Source organism: Streptomyces sp. NPDC092952, assembly GCF_044754785.1.
Taxonomy (GTDB): domain Bacteria; phylum Actinomycetota; class Actinomycetes; order Streptomycetales; family Streptomycetaceae; genus Streptomyces.
Genome location: NZ_JBIVPT010000002.1, coordinates 561,195 through 576,991 on the forward strand (window position 1 = coordinate 561,195; position 15,797 = coordinate 576,991).

Sequence of the window (15,797 nt, forward strand, 5' to 3'; positions counted from 1 at the left end):
TGTCTACTCGCCGACGATTGCGACCAGGTCCATGAGCGAGTCGACCACCCAGTCCGCAGCCTCCCGCACCTGTGGATCGTCGGCCCACCAGTGGCCCCACGGCCCCCGCCGGAGCTGCGCCGTGCGCAGACCCGCCGCTCGGGCGGGGACGATGTCGTTCGCGGGGTGGTCGCCGACGTAGAGGGTTTCCCGGGCCGGGGCTCCCGAGGCATCGATGACTCGGGCGAAGAACTCGGGGCTCGGCTTGGCGCAGCCCCATTCTCCGGAAGTGGCGATGAGGTCGGCCGGCAGATCCAGCGCTCGCAGCAGCTGCCCGGCCTTCACCGTCTGGTTGCCCGCGACGACGACCCGCACGCCGAGGTCCCGCAGCGCGCCGAGCGCGGGTCGTACGTCGCCATACAGGTCGGTTTCATCGAGGTGCTCGCCCTGCCCGGCGGCCTCGCGTGCGGCGTACTCGGCCGCGATGTCGATACCGGGCTTCAAAAGGCGGAGGGCTTCGGCGTTGTCGAGGCCCTGGGCGGTGACGGCGCCGACGAGTGCGGAGAGGGTGTGCCTCGGGACACCCATCCAGTCGGCCCAGGAACCCCAGTACCGATCGTCGCGCACGAGGGTCTCGCCGATGTCGAACACGATTGTCTTCATCAGGACGAGCCTACGAGGTCCGGTGGAGCACCGACGCCGATGGGCCGCTTCGACGGGGCGGGCGACGACGACGCCTATGCGGGTCCCGGCCACCGTCCGTTCACTCGTAGCGCAGGCGCAGCGACTCCCTTTCGCTCTCCTCGATCTGGTCGATGGTCAGATCGGGCAGGTCCAGCTGGGCCAGGGTCACCTCTGCGCTGGTCGGCTGGGCGTCGGCGGGCAGCCAGTGGTCCGGTTTCCAGGCGTTGGCGCGCATCAGCGACTTCGGGCAGTGCGGGTAGACCTGGTCGATCTGCACCACCAGCGCCGTGACCGGCGGCTTTCCGACGGGAGTGAGCCGGGCGAGCAGTTCCGGGCGGGCCGAGACGCAGGCGCGGCCGTTGACGCGCAGGGTGCTCGGACGGCCGGGGACGAGGAAGAGCAGTCCGACGTGTCCGGTCCGGAGCACGTTGTTCAGGGTGTCGAGCCGCTTGTTGCCGGTCGCGTCGGGGATCGCCAGGGTCCGTTCGTCCAGTACGGAGACGAATCCGGCCGGGCCGCCGCGCGGTGTCACGTCCGCCCGTCCCTCGGCGTCCGCGCTGCCGATGAACACCAGGGAGGAGCAGCCGATGAGCGCCCGGGTCTCCTCGGTCAGGTGGTCGGTCTCCTTGCGGAGCGAGTTCGGGTTCGGCTGCGGGTAGAGCGCGCGCAGCTGGTCCGGGCCGGTGAGTGCGTCCGCCCGGAAGGATTCGAAGAGCGAGCCGGTGGCCCCGGTGTCGGTCGTCATACGGGTGACCCTAGGCCCTGCCTACCGCGTACGAGTCTCCTCCCGCCGCTGTCAGTGGCCGCCGGTAGCGTCCGGGCCCATGGATGATGCCGTGAGGATCGTTGTGGAGCGCGGGTACGAATCGACCCCCGTCGACTACGAACGTCTCGTCTCCCTGGTCGAGTCCACCGGTGAGCGGGTCGTGCTCGCCGAGCACGGTGTGCCGGTGAGCGTGCTGTTCCCGGCGGGGCAGGTGGCCGAGTGGGAGCACTGGGCCCGCGCCGAGCCGCCCGCGCCCGAACCCGTGCCTCAGGAGGAGGACGAGGAGGGCGAGGGGGACGACGAGGAGGACGGGCCGGAGTGGGAGGTCGGCCGACTGCGGGTCGAGCCGTTGGCCGACCCGGTGGAGTACGGCCCGTACGTCCGCTACGTACGCGGCGACGGCAGGCGGGTGAGCTTCGCGCGGGACGGGGCGGTGGTGGCCGTGCAGTGGGGCGCCGAGGACGCGGTGTGGCTCAGGGACCGGGCCCGGCAGGCGCGCCAGGGGTACATGAGCCCCCAACAGGCTGCGGCCTTCGAGGAGTTCCTGGCCCGGCAGCCTCCGGTCGGCGGGTCCTGAGCCCGGCCCCCATGGTCGGCAAGCGCCGGTTCCCGGCCCCGGTCCGGCGGGCGCGGCCCTACCTCCCGGCCGCGACGGGCTCGGGGCCGGGCTCCGCCTCCCTCGTACGGGGTCGGCGCGCACCCGCCAGGGAGGTCAGGGCCACGCCGCCGACCAGCAGGGCCGCCGCGCACCACCGCAGCGGGCTCACCGACTCGCCCAGCAGCAGTGCGGCGGAGGACATCCCGAAGACCGGGACGAGCAGGGTGAACGGGGCCACCGAGGACGCCGGGTACTGGCGGAGCAGGAAGCCCCAGACGCCGAAGCCGAAGACGGTGGTGATCCAGGCGACGTAGACGACGATCCCGGCGCCGCTCCAGTCCAGCGCGGCCAGCGCCGCCCGGTCCCGGTCCCAGCCCTCGAAGAGGAGGGAGAGGCCGAGCAGCGGAAGGACCGGCACGGTCGAGACCCACACCATGAAGTTGAGCGAGTCGGGCGGGGCGGCCTTGCGGGTCAGTACGTTGGAGACGCCCCAGCAGGCCGCCGCCGCGATCACCAGGACGAAGGCGAGCACGGGCCCGCTCGCACCCTCGTCGACCGCCGCGACCCCGATGCCCGCGAGCGCCACACCCATGCCCAACACCCGTATCCTGCCCGGCCGTTCACCGAGCGCGAGGGCGGCGAAGAGGGCGGTGAAGACGGCTTGGACCTGGAGCACGAGCGAGGAGAGCCCGGCGGGCATGCCACGGTCCATGCCGATGAAGAGCAGGCCGAACTTCGCGACCCCGAGGGCCAGCCCGACGCCCACGATCCACTTCCAGGCGACCTTGGGCGGGCCGACGAACAGGACCGCGGGCAGGGCGGCAGCCAGGAAGCGGAGGGCGGAGAAGAGCAGCGGGGGGAAGTGGTCGAGGCCGAGCTCGATGACGACGAAGTTGACACCCCAGACGGCGGCCACCAGGACGGCCAGGGCGATGTGGAAGGGACGCATGCGGTGAGGATCACCCGCCCCGACCATGTAGCACCAGCGCGGATTCCTTCATGGTGGAATTGAGCAACGCTAACGAATCACCCTCCGGGAGGCACCGTGCTGGATCTGCCCCGGCTGCGCGCCCTGCACGCGGTCTCCGTGCACGGCTCGGTGGCGGGCGCGGCCGCCGCGCTCGGCTACACCCCGTCGGCGGTCTCCCAGCAGATCACCAAGTTGGAGCGGGAGACCCGTACGACCCTGCTGGAGCGGCGCGGGCGCGGGGTCGCGCTGACCGAGGAGGCGCTGCGGCTCGCGGACACCGCCCAGGAGCTGCTGGCGATCGTGGAGCGCGCCGAGACGGCGCTGGAGGAGCGCCGGGGGCTGCCGACCGGGCGGCTGTCGGTCGGCGCGTTCGCCTCGGCGGCGCGCGGGCTGCTGCCCGGGGTGCTGGCGGAGCTGGACCGGGACCATCCGGCGCTGGACGTCCGGCTGACCGAGGTCGACCCGCATCTGTCGGTCGACCTGGTGGCCAAGGGCGTGATCGATCTGGCGGTCGCGCACGACTGGGACATCGCCCCGCTGCCCGCCCCGGAGGGCGTGGCGCAGGCGGTGCTCGGCGACGACCGCTGCGATCTGCTGGTGCCCGAGGGGCACCGGCTGGCCGGGCGGGGCCCGGTGCGGCGCGAGGAGCTGGCGCAGGAGCGGTGGATCTGCCAGCCGCCGGGGACGGTCTGCCACGACTGGCTCGTACGGACGCTGCGGGCGGCCGGGTGCGAGCCGGACCTGCGGCACCAGGCGGAGGAGAACCACACCCAGCTGGCCCTGCTCGCCGCCGGTCTCGGGGTCGCGATGATCCCGCGCCTGGGGCGGGGGCCGCTGCCGGCGGGTGTGGTGGCGGTGGAGCTCGCCCCGGTGCCGGTGCGGCGGCTGTACGCGCTGTGGCGTACGGAGGCGGCCCGGCGCCCGGCGATCACGGCGGCGGTGGCGGCGCTGCGGGCGCACGGGGCGGCGGCGGGGCTGCGCCCCGTCGGCTGACCGGCCGGTCCGGCCGACCGCCCTGCCGCCCCGCCCCGCCGACCCTGCCCCGCTGACCGATTCCACCCGCAGTGGCCGGTAATGCGGGCCACGCCGCGCGGGCCGGAACGGTCCGGACCCTTGACCGGAAGTTATTTTCTGGATATCCGTGCTCCTTGGCAGTTTCTTTCACCAGAGGTTTCTTTCCCCACCTCTCGTCCCCGAGTACGGCCGAAGGAGCTCACGTGCACCACCGCACCTCCAGACGCACCCTCCTCACCGCCACCGCGGCGACTGCGGTCGCCGCCGTCACCGGCGCGGGCCTGGCCCCCGGCGCCCTCGCCGCCCCGAGGTCCGCGAGCAGCGGGCCGCACGAATCAGCCGCCACCGACCGCCGCATCCGGCGGATCGTCTCCGGGATGAGCCTGGAGGAGAAGGTCGGGCAGCTCTTCGTGATGCGGGTGTACGGGCACTCCGCCACCGAGCCCGACCAGGCCGACATCGACGCCAACCTGGCCGAGATCGGGGTCCGTACGGCCGCCGAGATGATCGCCAAGTACCACGTCGGCGGGATCATCTACTTCGCCTGGGCGCACAACACCCGCGACCCGCACCAGATCGCCGACCTCTCCAACGGCATCCAGCGCGCCGGCCTCGCCGGGCCCACCCCGCTGCCGCTGCTGGTCTCCACCGACCAGGAGCACGGCATCGTCTGCCGGGTCGGCGAACCGGCCACCCTGATGCCGGGCGCGATGGCGCTGGGCGCGGGCGGTTCGCGCTCCGACGCCCGCAAGGCCGGGCAGATCGCGGGCGCCGAGCTGGGCGCGATCGGCATCAACCAGAACTACGCCCCGGACGCCGACGTCAACGTCAACCCGGCCAACCCGGTGATCGGCGTACGGTCCTTCGGCTCCGACCCGCAGGCCGTGGCCGGGATGGTCGCGGCGCAGGTGAAGGGGTACCAGAGCAGCCGGATCGCCTCCACCGCCAAGCACTTCCCGGGCCACGGCGACACCAGCACCGACAGCCACACGGGGCTGCCGGTCATCACCCACACCCGGGCGCAGTGGTCCGAGCTGGACGCGCCGCCGTTCCGGGCCGCCATCGCCGCGGGCATCGACTCGATCATGACCGCGCACATCGTGGTCCCGGAGCTGGACCCCTCGGGCGACCCGGCGACGCTCTCCCACCCGATCCTCACCGGCATCCTCCGCGAGGAGCTGGGCTACGACGGTGTCGTGGTGACCGACGCGCTGGGCATGGAGGGGGTGCGGACGAAGTACGGCGACGAACGCGTGCCGGTCCTCGCCCTGAAGGCGGGCGTCGACCAGTTGCTGAACCCGCCGGACCTGGCCGTCGCGTGGAACGCCGTCCTCCGGGCCGTGAAGAGCGGCGAGCTGACCGAGTCCCGGCTCGACGAATCGATTCTGCGCATCCTGCGGCTGAAGACGAAGCTGGGGCTGTTCGACGACCCGTTCGTCAGCCACGCGGGCGTGACCCGCACCGTCGGCACCCGGGCGCATCTCGCCGCCGCCGACCGGATCGCCGAGCGCACCACCACGCTGCTCGCCAACGACGGGGCGGTGCTGCCGCTCTCCCGCCGCTCGCACAAGAACCTGCTGGTGGTCGGCGCCGACCCGGCGTCCCCGTCCGGCACCACCGGCCCGCCGACCACCACCCTGGCCACCGCCTTCGGCGAGCTGGGCTTCGCGGCGACCGCGCTCTCCACCGGCACCGCGCCCAGCGCGGCGGTGATCGACCGGGCGGTGGAGGCCGCGCGCGGCAAGGACGCGGTGGTCGTGGCGACGTACAACGTCACGGCGAGCAGCTCGCAGCGCACCCTGGTGAGCGCGCTGGCGGCGACCGGGATCCCGGTGATCACGGTCGCGATCCGCAACCCGTACGACGTCGCCCAGCTGGCCGGTACCGGCTTCGCGGCGAACCTGGCCACGTACTCCTGGACCGATGTGGAGCTGCGGGCCGCCGTCCGGGTGATCGCGGGCCGGGTGGCGCCGCGCGGCACCCTGCCGGTCCCGGTGCAGCGCGCCGACGACCCGGCCCGGGTGCTGCACCCGGTGGGGTACGGCCTGAAGTACTGAGACGAGCCCCGGGGTTCCGCGACACCCGCCGACGCCTCGGGCGACGCGGAATTACGGAGCGGCGGGCGACGGAGCGACGACGGACGGCGCGTGGGACCACCCGGTCCCGCGCGCCGTCCGTCGTCATGTCCGCCGAGCGTTCCCCGGCGCCCCGCCCGGAGCCCACTTTCCACCTCGGCGATGTGAGGTGCGTCACGCTTTAATTTCCAATTAAGGTGGCATGCCCGATCATCGCCGTCTTGATGTGCTTTGTTCTAAGTTGACTCCTGCTCACGTTCTGCGCGAAGGTCACGGAACCTCCTCCCCACACCCTCGGTTCCGCCACAACCTGGAGTTCTCGATGTGTCGCGCGACCTTCCCCCCGCCTGCGCGCATGCGCCGTTCGGGCGGGTAAGGCGGCCCCGAACCCCCGCACGTTGAAAAAGTTCTGTCGAACCGCCCGGACAAGGAGCTCGGAGCACGTGGGCTTTCAGCAATTCGCGTCGCGCACACCGGAAGAAGAATGCGGCCCGCGGTCGGCACCCGGCCGGGTGCCGACCGGCGAGGAACGGGTTTTCGGAAAGGTGTCCGCTTCCCGTGAGAGCGGGCAGGGAGTCCGCCCGGCCGACCTCGAACTCTTCGAGTCCGCCGATGCCTTCGAGCCCGTAGATCCCGCAGGTCCTGTCGATTCCGTCGGCCCGGCCAAACCCGCCGGCCCTGCCCATCACACCAGTCCTGCCCATCACACCAGTCCTGTCAGTTCCTTCGGTCCGTTCGAGGAAAAGACCCCCGTGCCGGGGATTCCCTCGCCGTCCTCGCGGCTGTCGCGTCCGTCCCGGCCGGCTCCGGCCGACCGCAGGTCCGCCCGGCGGTCCACGAGGGGGCGGAAGCAGTCCCCCGCACTGCTCATCGGCACGGTGACGGTGGGGGTCGGCGTCGCGATCACGGTCTCCCTGGTCTGTGACGCGTTCACCGCACGGCGCTCCGACTTCGTCGCCCCGATCTCCACCAACCTCTCCTCCCAGGACTCCGTCACCCCGCCCTCCCCCTCCGCCCCGCCCACCGGCACGGCGCGTCCGGCCCGGGCCCAGGCCCCGGACACGCGGGCCACGGCCGACGCACCGCCCCCCGCGACACCGGCCACGACCCCGTCCGCGACGCCACCCGCGGCCCCCTCCACTCCGGCCGGTCCGCCGGCGGACCGCCCGTCACCCCCACGGGACCGGACCCGCACGACGGACCGGCCGGGCCTCGCCCTGGGCTCCACCGGCCGCGAGGTCGAGGACCTCCAGCGCAGACTGCAACAGCTCAGCCTGTACCTGGGAAGCGCCAACGGGAATTTCACGGCGGACGTGGAAATCGCCCTGAGCCGTTATCAGAAGGCCCGGAACATTCCCGAGGAGTTGGGTGTCTACGGGCCACTGACCCGGGCGGCCCTGCGGGCCGAGACCGAATCGATGGACCGGAATTCCCGCCGGAACGGAAATTCGACCTCACACGGAAGGCCGGACCGGCACGGCGAGTCGAGCCGATACGGAGATTCGTACCCGTACCGGTGATCACGCCCGTACCCCGTCACCTCGTACCCCGTAAAACCCTGCCCCCTTTCCGCACTTCCCCTCTCCACCTGCTCCGACCGCGCAGGCGAGTTGATTCGCCATGCCCGGCCGCGCCCCTCCCGAAGAAAAGACAAGGATCAGAATCATGCACGTCACCGGAAGAAATGCCGGGCGGACCGGAAGCGCACTCGCCGTGCTCCTCTCCCTCGGGCTGCTCGGCACCGGCAGCGCGTTCGCGACCCCCGTCGCCGCCACCGACGGCGAGACGCGGTACTGCCCGTCCTCCGGGAAGCTTCCGGGCATCGGCAACACCCCGCAGTTCATCGACGGCAACGTGGCCCTCTTCGCCGGAGGCGACTACACCGTCGACGGCGCGTCCGCGGAGGCGGAGGGGCTGCTCGTCGTCAAGGGCGACGCGACGTTCGCCAAGAGCTCGGGCGGCGTCTTCAACGTCGGGCGGGTGGGGGCCGGATCCGGCATCCTGCCGGACGCGGGCGAGCTGATGCTCGCGGTCGGCGGTGACCTGACGATCGCCAAGGGCACGAGGGTGGACGTCGGCCACGGCATCACGTCCAAGTCCGGCTACGGCGGCGCCGTCCAGGTGGGGAAGAAGATCGACGAGAAGGGCGAACTGGAGACCAACGGCGGGAAGCGCTCGTCCGGCCTGGGCACCGACCCCGCCCTCAGCCCCTACCAGTCCTTCGACAGGACCATCGGCACCGAGTCGTCCTCCCTCGGGAAGCTGAAGGCCACCGGCACGACCACGCGCTCGGGCGACACCGTCACCTTCAAGAGCACCGGCGCGGGCAGCGGCACGCTCCAGGTCTTCGAGATCACCGCCGCCGAGCTCGACGGCGCCTCGTCGTTCGGCTTCGTCTCCATCCCCGACGGCGACTCCGTCGTGGTCAACGTGACAGGCGCGCAGCCGGTGTCCATATCGCCGATGTCCGTGGGCTTCAACAACGACCGCGTCGACGTCTACAGCTCCGCCGACTTCGGCGACGCCGCCTCGCGGATCCTGTACAACTTCGAGGGCTCCACCTCGCTCACCCTCGGCGGTGGCGGGAACTTCATGGGCTCGATCCTCGCCCCCAAGGCCTCCGCGGACTTCACCGCGAGCACCAACGGGCGGGTGTACGTCGGCGGCGACATGCGGACCCACGGCACGGGCAACGAGACCCACAACTACCCGTGGACCGGCTCCCCGGCCTTCACCTGCAAGCCCGGACCGGCCCGGCCCGGCACCCCGACGCCGAAGCCGTCCACGCCCGGACAGCCGTCGCAGCCGCCGGCCCGGCCCGGTACCCCGACCCCCTCGGCCCCGACGCCGGGCGCTCCGGCGCCGCAGCCGTCCGGGTCCGAGAAGTCCTCGCAGCCGGCGCCCGCCCCGTCCGCGCCCGCCGCCGGGCCGAAGGACGAAGGCGGCTTCCTCGCCAGCACCGGTGCGCAGGTCGGCTTCTACGCGACCGGAGCGGGCGTACTCGGCGTGCTCGGCGCGGGCCTGCTGATGTTCACGCGCCGTCGGCGCGCCCAGAGCCGGGGCTAGCCACCGGGCCGGGGTGTACGCGCACGACGCGTCGCACGTACACCCCGGTCCGAAGGCCGGTTACGGACGCAGTCGCCGCTCGTTCATCACGTCCTGCCTGTCCAGCCGGGCGTCGAACTTCGCGAGCGGCTGCGCCTTCGCCGGGTCGTCCCGCACGGCGGCCGGGGCGACGCCCGCCCAGCGCAGTACGGCGGCGGTGGCCCGCGCCCGGTCGCTCTCGGCGAGGGCGCCGACGGTGGCCCCGTGGTTGCCGCCGGGCACGGTCATGACGGCGCTGTCCCGGGAGCCCGCGCCCAGCCGGAACGGCTCGGCGCCGTACGGGTCGTTCTCGCCGTACACGTACAGCATCCGCTCGCCGTGGTGGCGCACCCAGCTGTCGACGTCGCGCATCACCGAGGGCTGGAACTTCATCGGGATGGAGCGCGGTACGAAGTTGCGCGGCGGCTGGTAGCCGTAGCGGCTGAGGTTGCCGAGCCAGGGCTGGCGGATGGTCGGCGAACCGAGCTGGGTGCCCGCCTGGTAGTAGTACGGGGTGTACTTCTCCAGGCCCTGGTCGGTGTAGGCGGAGAAGCCGGTGATCGCGTCGACGGAGTCCCAGATCTCCTGGTCGGTGGCGGACCTGGCGTCGGCGGGGATCGTGTCGCAGTCGGCGGGCAGGCTGTACTGCCAGAACGTCCAGTAGTAGTCCATGACCACGGCCTCGTACGCCCTGTCCAGCGAGCCGGTGGTGTCGAAGGTGTAGCCGTGCTCGGCGGCGTACGCGCGGTACTTCTCCTCCAGCGGCGCCCGGCGCACCAGGGCCTCGCGCTGGACGGCGCCGAGCCGGTCGCGGCACGCCTTGTCGCCGACCCGGGCGAGGAAGCGGTCGTAGGCCGAGTCCTCCTTGTCGACGACGTCGTTGGGCGCCACGTACGCGACGATGCCGTCCATGTCGCCGGGGTGGAAACGCTTGTAGTACGTGGCCGTCATGCCGCCCTTGGAGGCGCCGGTGGCCAGCCACTTGGCGGGGTAGATCCGCTTCAGCGCGGTGAACACCCGGTGCTGGTCGTCGGCGGCCTGCCGGATGTCGAGCTTGGACCAGTCGGCGGGCGACGGGCGGGACGGGGTGAAGTAACGGTACTCCAGGGAGACCTGGTTGCCGTCGACGATCCGGGTCGGCTCGGCGCGGCCGGGGGTGGTGGAGACGTTGTAGCCGCTGGTGGAGAAGACCGTCGGGCGGGAGGTGTCCTTGTGCAGCACGGTGATCCGCTGCTGGAAGGTGCCCCGGGACGGGTCGCGGTGGTCGACGGGCTGGGTGTATTCGAGGACGAAGTAGCGGTAGCCCGCGTACGGCTTCTCCTCGACGAGGCTCATCCCGGGGATCGCCAGGATGCGGTCCTTGATGTCCGTGCCCGTGCCGTCGTCGGCGGGTACGACCCCGCTGGTCACCGCGGCCGGTCCGACGGCGGTGGCCGCCCCGGCCGACGCCCCCGTCACCCCCACCGTCCCGATGAGCACCGCGAGCGACAGGAACCCTCTCAACGCCTTGCGCATACGACCTCCCTCGAATCGCCTTGTCGGCGGCGAGCCTAGGGGGTGTCCGGCCGGTTCGGGGAGGGTGTCAGCAGAGGATCCAGCCGGTGGAGCCGGACTTGCCGGAGATCTTTCCGGTGGCGCGGACGCAGCGGTTGAGGGCGTGGACCGTCACCGGGCCGGCCTGCTTGGTGTACCGGCCGCTGTCGGTGACGGGCTGGCCGCCGCGTGCCTGGATCGTCACGGACATCGCGCGGCGCGGGCCGGACTTCTTGGCGACCGCCAGCGCGCAGGCGTAGGAGCGGCTCTTGTAGACGCGCAGCTCGCCGGTGCCGAACGGGACGGTCTTCGCGGGGCGTCCGGCACAGACCGAGACGGCCCCCGCCGGGGCGACCGCGGGGCCGCCGAGCACCAGCCCGAGGGCGGCCACCACGGACAGGACCACCGGTCGCACCAGCCCCCGGCGCACCGCCCCGGCCCTGCTGCCGCTCCGGTCTCCGGTGGTGTCCGCGGACTCCCCGGGCCTCTCCGTCGCTGTGGTCACCCGTCGCCCCATCATCACTCGAACATACGCACCCTGATGCGGTACATGCGCATACAGGTGTACGACGCGGGAAGCCCGTCCGGAGGTTGCGTGCGCGGTGCCCGGTCCGTGGAGCGGCCGAGGCGCCAGCATGGCTCCACAGGACAGCCCCGCACGAAAGGCAGGAACACCCTCATGCCTCCTCTCCGCACCGCGTCGGGCCCCCGGCTCCGGCGCCCCGTCCGGCGGACGCTGCTCGCCGCCGCCCTGCTCACCGCCCTGGCCGCGGTCCCGGCGGTCGCGGCGGGCCCGCGGGCCCAGGCACCGGACCGGGCCCCGGCCCGTGCCGGGCTGAGCAGCTCGGCCCACCAGCAGGTCGCCCACTTCTACGGCGCCTACATCGACGCGGTGTCGGCGCCGGAAGCGGACAAGAAGCTCGCCAACGATCTGCGGGCGTTCTACCTGACGCCCCGGTTCCGGTCCCAGCTGGACGCCTGGGAGCGGCGCAACCACGCGGACGGGGTGCTCCGTGCCCAGAACACCCCGCTCGACTTCCGGGTCACCCCGGGGGACAGCGCCGCCGGGCACACCTGGTCGACGGTGCGGCTCACCTGGAGCACCGGGAAGCACCCCGCGTACACGTACCTGACCGTCCGCTCGGATCTGCGGACCGGGAAGGTCTCCGCCGTCTCCGACCGCTCCGACGACGCCGGGTGACCCGGCGGACGGGGCCGCCGCTCACACCGCGGCGGGCTCGTCCTCCCCGATGAAGGTCCGCCACAGCACGGCGTACCGCCCGTCCTGGGCGAGGAGCTCGTCGTGGGTGCCGTCCTCGACGACCCGGCCGTGGTCCATCACCACGACCCGGTCGGCGCGGGCGGCCGTGGTCAGCCGGTGGGCGACGACCAGGGTGGTGCGGCGGCCGGCCAGGCGGTCGGTGGCCTGGTTGACCAGGGCCTCGCTGGCCAGGTCCAGGGAGGCGGTCGCCTCGTCGAGGAGCAGGATGTCCGGGTCGACGAGTTCGGCGCGGGCCAGGGCGATCAGCTGGCGCTGTCCGGCCGAGAGGTTGCGGCCGCGCTCTGCGACCTCGTGCAGGTAGCCGCCGTCCAGGGTGGCGATCATGTCGTGGGCGCCGACCGCCCGTGCGGCGGCCTCCACCTCGGCGTCGGTGGCGTCGGGCCGCCCGTAGGCGATGGCGTCGCGGACGGTGCCCGCGAAGAGGTACGCCTCCTGCGGCACGACCCCGAGCCGGTGCCGGTACGCGGTGAGGTCGAGGCGGCGCAGGTCGGTGCCGTCGACGGTGACCCGGCCGCCGGTCGGGTCGTAGAACCGGGCGACGAGCTTGACCAGGGTGGACTTGCCCGCACCGGTCTCGCCGACGAAGGCGACCGTCTGGCCGGCCGGTATCCGCAGCTCGACACCGGTCAGCGCCTCCTCGGCGCCGTCGTCCGCCGTCCCGCCGCCCCCGTACGCGAAGGAGACGTCCTCGAAGGCGATCTCGCCGCGCAGCGACAGCACGTCCAGCGGTTCGTCGGCGTCCTTCGTGGAGGTCGGCTCGCGGAGCAGTTCCTGGATGCGGCCGAGGGAGACGGTGGCCTGCTGGTAGCCGTCGAAGACCTGGGAGAGCTGCTGGACCGGGGCGAAGAACAGGTCGATGTAGAGCAGGTAGGCGACGAGTGCGCCGGTGGTGAGGGTGCCGTTGTCGACCCGGCCCGCGCCGACGATCAGCACGGCGGCGGCGGCCACCGAGGACAGCAGCTGGACGAACGGGAAGTAGACCGAGATCAGCCACTGGCCGCGCACCCGGGCCTCGCGGTAGTGGTCGCTGCGGTCGGCGAACCGGTCGGCGCCGTCGCGCTCGCGGCGGAAGGCCTGCACGATCCGCAGCCCGGAGACGGACTCCTGGAGGTCGGCGTTGACCGCGCTGATGCGCGTCCGGGCCAGCTCGTAGGCGCGGACGCTCTTGCGGCGGAAGAAGAACGTGCCGACGACCAGCAGCGGCAGCGTCGCGAAGACGACCAGGGCCAGCTGCACGTCCAGCACGAGCAGCGCGACCATGATGCCGAGGAAGGTGACGACCGAGACGAAGGCGGTGACCAGTCCGGTCTGGAGGAACGTGGACAGCGCGTCCACGTCCGTGGTCATCCGGGTCATGATGCGGCCGGTCAGCTCGCGCTCGTAGTAGTCCAGGCCGAGCCGCTGGAGCTGGGCGAAGATCTTCAGCCGCAGCGAGTAGAGCACCCGCTCGCCGGTGCGGCCGGTCATCCGGGTCTCGCCGATCTGGGCGGCCCACTGGACCAGGACGATCAGCAGGGCCAGCGCGGACGCCGCCCAGACCGCGCCGAGTGCCAGCTGGGTGACGCCCTGGTCGATGCCGTGCCGGATCAGCACCGGCAGCAGCAGCCCGGCACCCGCGTCGACCGCGACCAGCACCAGGCTGACCAGCAGCGGGAGCCCGAAGCCGCGCAGCAGCCGGCGCAGCCCGTAGGAGTCCTCGGGGCGGACGGCGCGGGCCTCGTCGATGTCGGGGGTGTCGGTGGCGGGCGGCAGCGCCTCGACCTGGGCGAGCAGTTCGGGGGTGGCGGGCATCCCGGCGGTCGCGGGGTCGCCCTGCTCCTCCTTGCGGACCCACAGGTGGGGGCTGATGCCGCGCTCGGCGTCGAACTCGGCGTCCAGCTCCTCCTGGAGGGCGCGGTCGTCCTCGATGCCGGGGGCGGCGGGGGTGAGCGGCCGGTGGCCGGGCGAGGTGCCGCCCAGCCCGTCGGGGTCGGTGAGCAGCCGCCGGTAGAGCGGGGAGCGGCGCTCCAGCTCCTCGTGGGTGCCGATGTCGGCGAGGCGGCCGTTCTCCAGGACGGCGATCCGGTCGGCGAGGTTCAGGGTGGAGCGGCGGTGGGCGATGAGCAGGGTGGTGCGCCCGGCCATCACCTGGCGCAGTGCCTCGTGGATCTCGTGCTCGACGCGGGCGTCGACGGCGGAGGTGGCGTCGTCGAGGAGGAGCAGCCGGGGGTCGGCGAGGATGGCGCGGGCGAGGGCGACGCGCTGGCGCTGGCCGCCGGAGAGGGTGAGTCCGTGCTCGCCGACCTTGGTGTCGTAGCCCTCGGGCAGTTCGGCGATGAAGCGGTCGGCGCGGGCGGCGCGGGCCGCCTGGTCGATCTGTTCCTGGGTGGCGTCGGGGGCGCCGTAGGCGATGTTGGCTCGGACGGTGTCGGAGAAGAGGAAGCTGTCCTCCGGTACGAGGCCGATGGCGGCGCGCAGCGAGGACTGGGTGAGCTCGCGGACGTCGTGGCCGCCGACGAGGACGGCGCCGCGGGTCACGTCGTAGAAGCGGGGCACCAGGAGGGAGACGGTGGACTTGCCGCTGCCGGAGGCGCCGACCACGGCGACGGTCTCGCCGGGCTCGATGGTCAGCGAGAAGCCGTCGAGGACGGGGCGGTCCTCGGTATAGCCGAAGCGGACGTCGTCGAACTCGACGCCGGCGGGGGCGTCGGCGGGGAGGTCCTTGGTGCCGTCCTTCATGGTCGGTTCGGTGTCGATGAGCTCCAGGACGCGTTCGACGCCGGCGCGGGCCTGCTGGCCGACGGTGAGGACCATGGCGAGCATCCGGACCGGGCCGACGAGCTGGGCCAGGTAGGTGGAGAACGCGACGAAGGTACCGAGGGTGATCTGTCCCCGGGTGGCGAGCCAGCCGCCGAGGGCCAGCATGGCGACCTGGCCGAGTGCGGGGACGGCCTGGAGGGCGGGGGTGTAGCGGGCGTTCAGCCGGATGGTGCGGAGCCGTCCGGCGAAGAGGCGGCGGCCGACCTCGCGGAGCTTGCCGGTCTCCTGCTCCTCCTGCCCGAAGCCCTTGACGACGCGGACGCCGGAGACGGCCCCGTCGACGACTCCGGCGACGGCGGCGGCCTGCCCCTGGGCGTACCAGGTGGCGGGGAAGAGCCGGGCGCGGGAGTGGCGGGCGATGTACCAGAGCGCGGGGGCGACGGCGACGGCGATCAGGGTGAGCAGCGGCGACAGCCACGCCATGATCACCAGGGAGATGAGGAAGAGGAGGACGTTCCCGATGGTCATCGGGAGCATGAACAGGAGGCTCTGGATCAGCTGGAGGTCGCTGGTGGCGCGGCCGACGACCTGGCCGGTGGAGAGTTCGTCCTGCCGCTTCCCGTCGAGGCGGGTGATCGTCCCGTACATCTCGGTGCGGAGGTCGTGCTGTACGTCGAGGGCGAGCCGGCCGCCGTAGTAGCGGCGGATGTACGTGGCTATGTAGACGAGCACGGCGGCGGCTATGAGGAGCCCGGTCCAGACGGCGAGGGACCTGGTGTGGCCGACCACGACGTCGTCGATGATCACCTTGGTGATCAGCGGGACGAGGGCCATCACCGCCATGCCCGCCAGCGAGGAGCCGAGCGCCAGCAGCACATTGCGCCGGTAGCGCCATGCGTAGCCGCACAGCCGCCGGGCCCAGCCCGGGGCCCGTGCCGCGCGCTGTGCGTCCTCTGCCTCTGCGTCCGTCACCGGTGCCTCCCGTCAGACCTGGTCTACCGGAAGGCACCAACGCGGCCGGCCGCGGATTTCATCCCGCCGTTACAAAGACGGGTCTTTGGCCGTAGGCGGTC

12 protein-coding genes are annotated in these 15,797 nt (G+C 72.6%); 6 read left to right on the plus strand and 6 right to left on the minus strand.

The window, feature by feature from the left end; all coding sequences use genetic code 11:
- Nucleotides 1-3: 3 nt before the first annotated feature.
- Together ACIQGQ_RS06415 and ACIQGQ_RS06420 are read right to left on the minus strand one after the other, a co-directional pair.
- Complete coding sequence (locus ACIQGQ_RS06415) at nucleotides 4-642, minus strand: HAD family hydrolase (protein WP_402391394.1); 639 nt, start codon at nucleotides 640-642, stop codon at nucleotides 4-6.
- 100 nt (nucleotides 643-742) lie between these two features.
- Nucleotides 743-1,408 (minus strand): MSMEG_1061 family FMN-dependent PPOX-type flavoprotein, encoded by a 666-nt coding sequence (locus ACIQGQ_RS06420; RefSeq protein ID WP_402391397.1) that lies wholly within the window; start codon nucleotides 1,406-1,408, stop codon nucleotides 743-745.
- Between the two features lie 91 nt (nucleotides 1,409-1,499).
- Here ACIQGQ_RS06420 and ACIQGQ_RS06425 point away from each other — a divergent pair, with 91 nt between their 5' ends.
- The gene (locus ACIQGQ_RS06425) at nucleotides 1,500-2,006 is read left to right on the plus strand and encodes a type II toxin-antitoxin system Phd/YefM family antitoxin (RefSeq protein WP_402391400.1); all 507 of its coding nucleotides are present in this window, start codon (nucleotides 1,500-1,502) and stop codon (nucleotides 2,004-2,006) included.
- A gap of 58 nt (nucleotides 2,007-2,064) precedes the next feature.
- Here the strand turns inward: ACIQGQ_RS06425 and ACIQGQ_RS06430 are convergent, their stop codons facing one another.
- Nucleotides 2,065-2,976: an EamA family transporter gene (locus tag ACIQGQ_RS06430; protein WP_402391403.1), complete on the minus strand. Its 912-nt coding sequence runs from the start codon at nucleotides 2,974-2,976 to the stop codon at nucleotides 2,065-2,067.
- A 96-nt stretch (nucleotides 2,977-3,072) separates the two neighbouring features.
- Between ACIQGQ_RS06430 and ACIQGQ_RS06435 the strand changes: the two genes are divergently transcribed.
- The 4 genes from ACIQGQ_RS06435 to ACIQGQ_RS06450 all read left to right on the plus strand — a co-directional run bounded on the left by ACIQGQ_RS06435 (nucleotide 3,073) and on the right by ACIQGQ_RS06450 (nucleotide 9,152).
- Nucleotides 3,073-3,990: a LysR substrate-binding domain-containing protein gene (locus ACIQGQ_RS06435; RefSeq protein WP_402391406.1), complete on the plus strand. Its 918-nt coding sequence runs from the start codon at nucleotides 3,073-3,075 to the stop codon at nucleotides 3,988-3,990.
- A gap of 224 nt (nucleotides 3,991-4,214) precedes the next feature.
- Nucleotides 4,215-6,068, plus strand: coding sequence for a glycoside hydrolase family 3 protein (locus tag ACIQGQ_RS06440; RefSeq protein ID WP_402391409.1), 1,854 nt, complete (start codon nucleotides 4,215-4,217; stop codon nucleotides 6,066-6,068).
- Nucleotides 6,069-6,838: 770 nt separating this feature from the next.
- Nucleotides 6,839-7,606 (plus strand): peptidoglycan-binding protein, encoded by a 768-nt coding sequence (locus ACIQGQ_RS06445; protein ID WP_402391412.1) that lies wholly within the window; start codon nucleotides 6,839-6,841, stop codon nucleotides 7,604-7,606.
- Nucleotides 7,607-7,751: 145 nt separating this feature from the next.
- The gene (locus tag ACIQGQ_RS06450; protein ID WP_402391414.1) at nucleotides 7,752-9,152 is read left to right on the plus strand and encodes a choice-of-anchor A family protein; all 1,401 of its coding nucleotides are present in this window, start codon (nucleotides 7,752-7,754) and stop codon (nucleotides 9,150-9,152) included.
- A 60-nt stretch (nucleotides 9,153-9,212) separates the two neighbouring features.
- Here ACIQGQ_RS06450 and ACIQGQ_RS06455 read toward each other — a convergent pair whose 3' ends face one another.
- On the minus strand, nucleotides 9,213-10,685 hold the full coding sequence (locus ACIQGQ_RS06455) for an aminopeptidase (protein ID WP_402391417.1): 1,473 nt from the start codon (nucleotides 10,683-10,685) through the stop codon (nucleotides 9,213-9,215).
- A 67-nt stretch (nucleotides 10,686-10,752) separates the two neighbouring features.
- Complete coding sequence (locus ACIQGQ_RS06460; RefSeq protein ID WP_402391992.1) at nucleotides 10,753-11,220, minus strand: hypothetical protein; 468 nt, start codon at nucleotides 11,218-11,220, stop codon at nucleotides 10,753-10,755.
- A gap of 162 nt (nucleotides 11,221-11,382) precedes the next feature.
- Here ACIQGQ_RS06460 and ACIQGQ_RS06465 point away from each other — a divergent pair, with 162 nt between their 5' ends.
- On the plus strand, nucleotides 11,383-11,904 hold the full coding sequence (locus ACIQGQ_RS06465; protein WP_402391419.1) for a hypothetical protein: 522 nt from the start codon (nucleotides 11,383-11,385) through the stop codon (nucleotides 11,902-11,904).
- Nucleotides 11,905-11,925: 21 nt separating this feature from the next.
- Here the strand turns inward: ACIQGQ_RS06465 and ACIQGQ_RS06470 are convergent, their stop codons facing one another.
- Nucleotides 11,926-15,696, minus strand: a complete 3,771-nt coding sequence (locus ACIQGQ_RS06470; protein WP_402391421.1) for an ABC transporter ATP-binding protein — start codon at nucleotides 15,694-15,696, stop codon at nucleotides 11,926-11,928.
- Nucleotides 15,697-15,797 lie beyond the last annotated feature (101 nt).

Excerpts from the sequence above, each read along its gene's own strand:
- ACIQGQ_RS06460 (WP_402391992.1), bottom strand. The coding sequence starts at position 11,220 with ATGGGGCGACGGGTGACCACAGCGACGGAGAGGCCCGGGGAGTCCGCG.
- ACIQGQ_RS06455 (WP_402391417.1), bottom strand. The coding sequence starts at position 10,685 with ATGCGCAAGGCGTTGAGAGGGTTCCTGTCGCTCGCGGTGCTCATCGGG.
- ACIQGQ_RS06420 (WP_402391397.1), bottom strand. The coding sequence starts at position 1,408 with ATGACGACCGACACCGGGGCCACCGGCTCGCTCTTCGAATCCTTCCGG.
- ACIQGQ_RS06450 (WP_402391414.1), top strand. The coding sequence starts at position 7,752 with ATGCACGTCACCGGAAGAAATGCCGGGCGGACCGGAAGCGCACTCGCC.
- ACIQGQ_RS06465 (WP_402391419.1), top strand. The coding sequence starts at position 11,383 with ATGCCTCCTCTCCGCACCGCGTCGGGCCCCCGGCTCCGGCGCCCCGTC.
- ACIQGQ_RS06415 (WP_402391394.1), bottom strand. The coding sequence starts at position 642 with ATGAAGACAATCGTGTTCGACATCGGCGAGACCCTCGTGCGCGACGAT.
- ACIQGQ_RS06430 (WP_402391403.1), bottom strand. The coding sequence starts at position 2,976 with ATGCGTCCCTTCCACATCGCCCTGGCCGTCCTGGTGGCCGCCGTCTGG.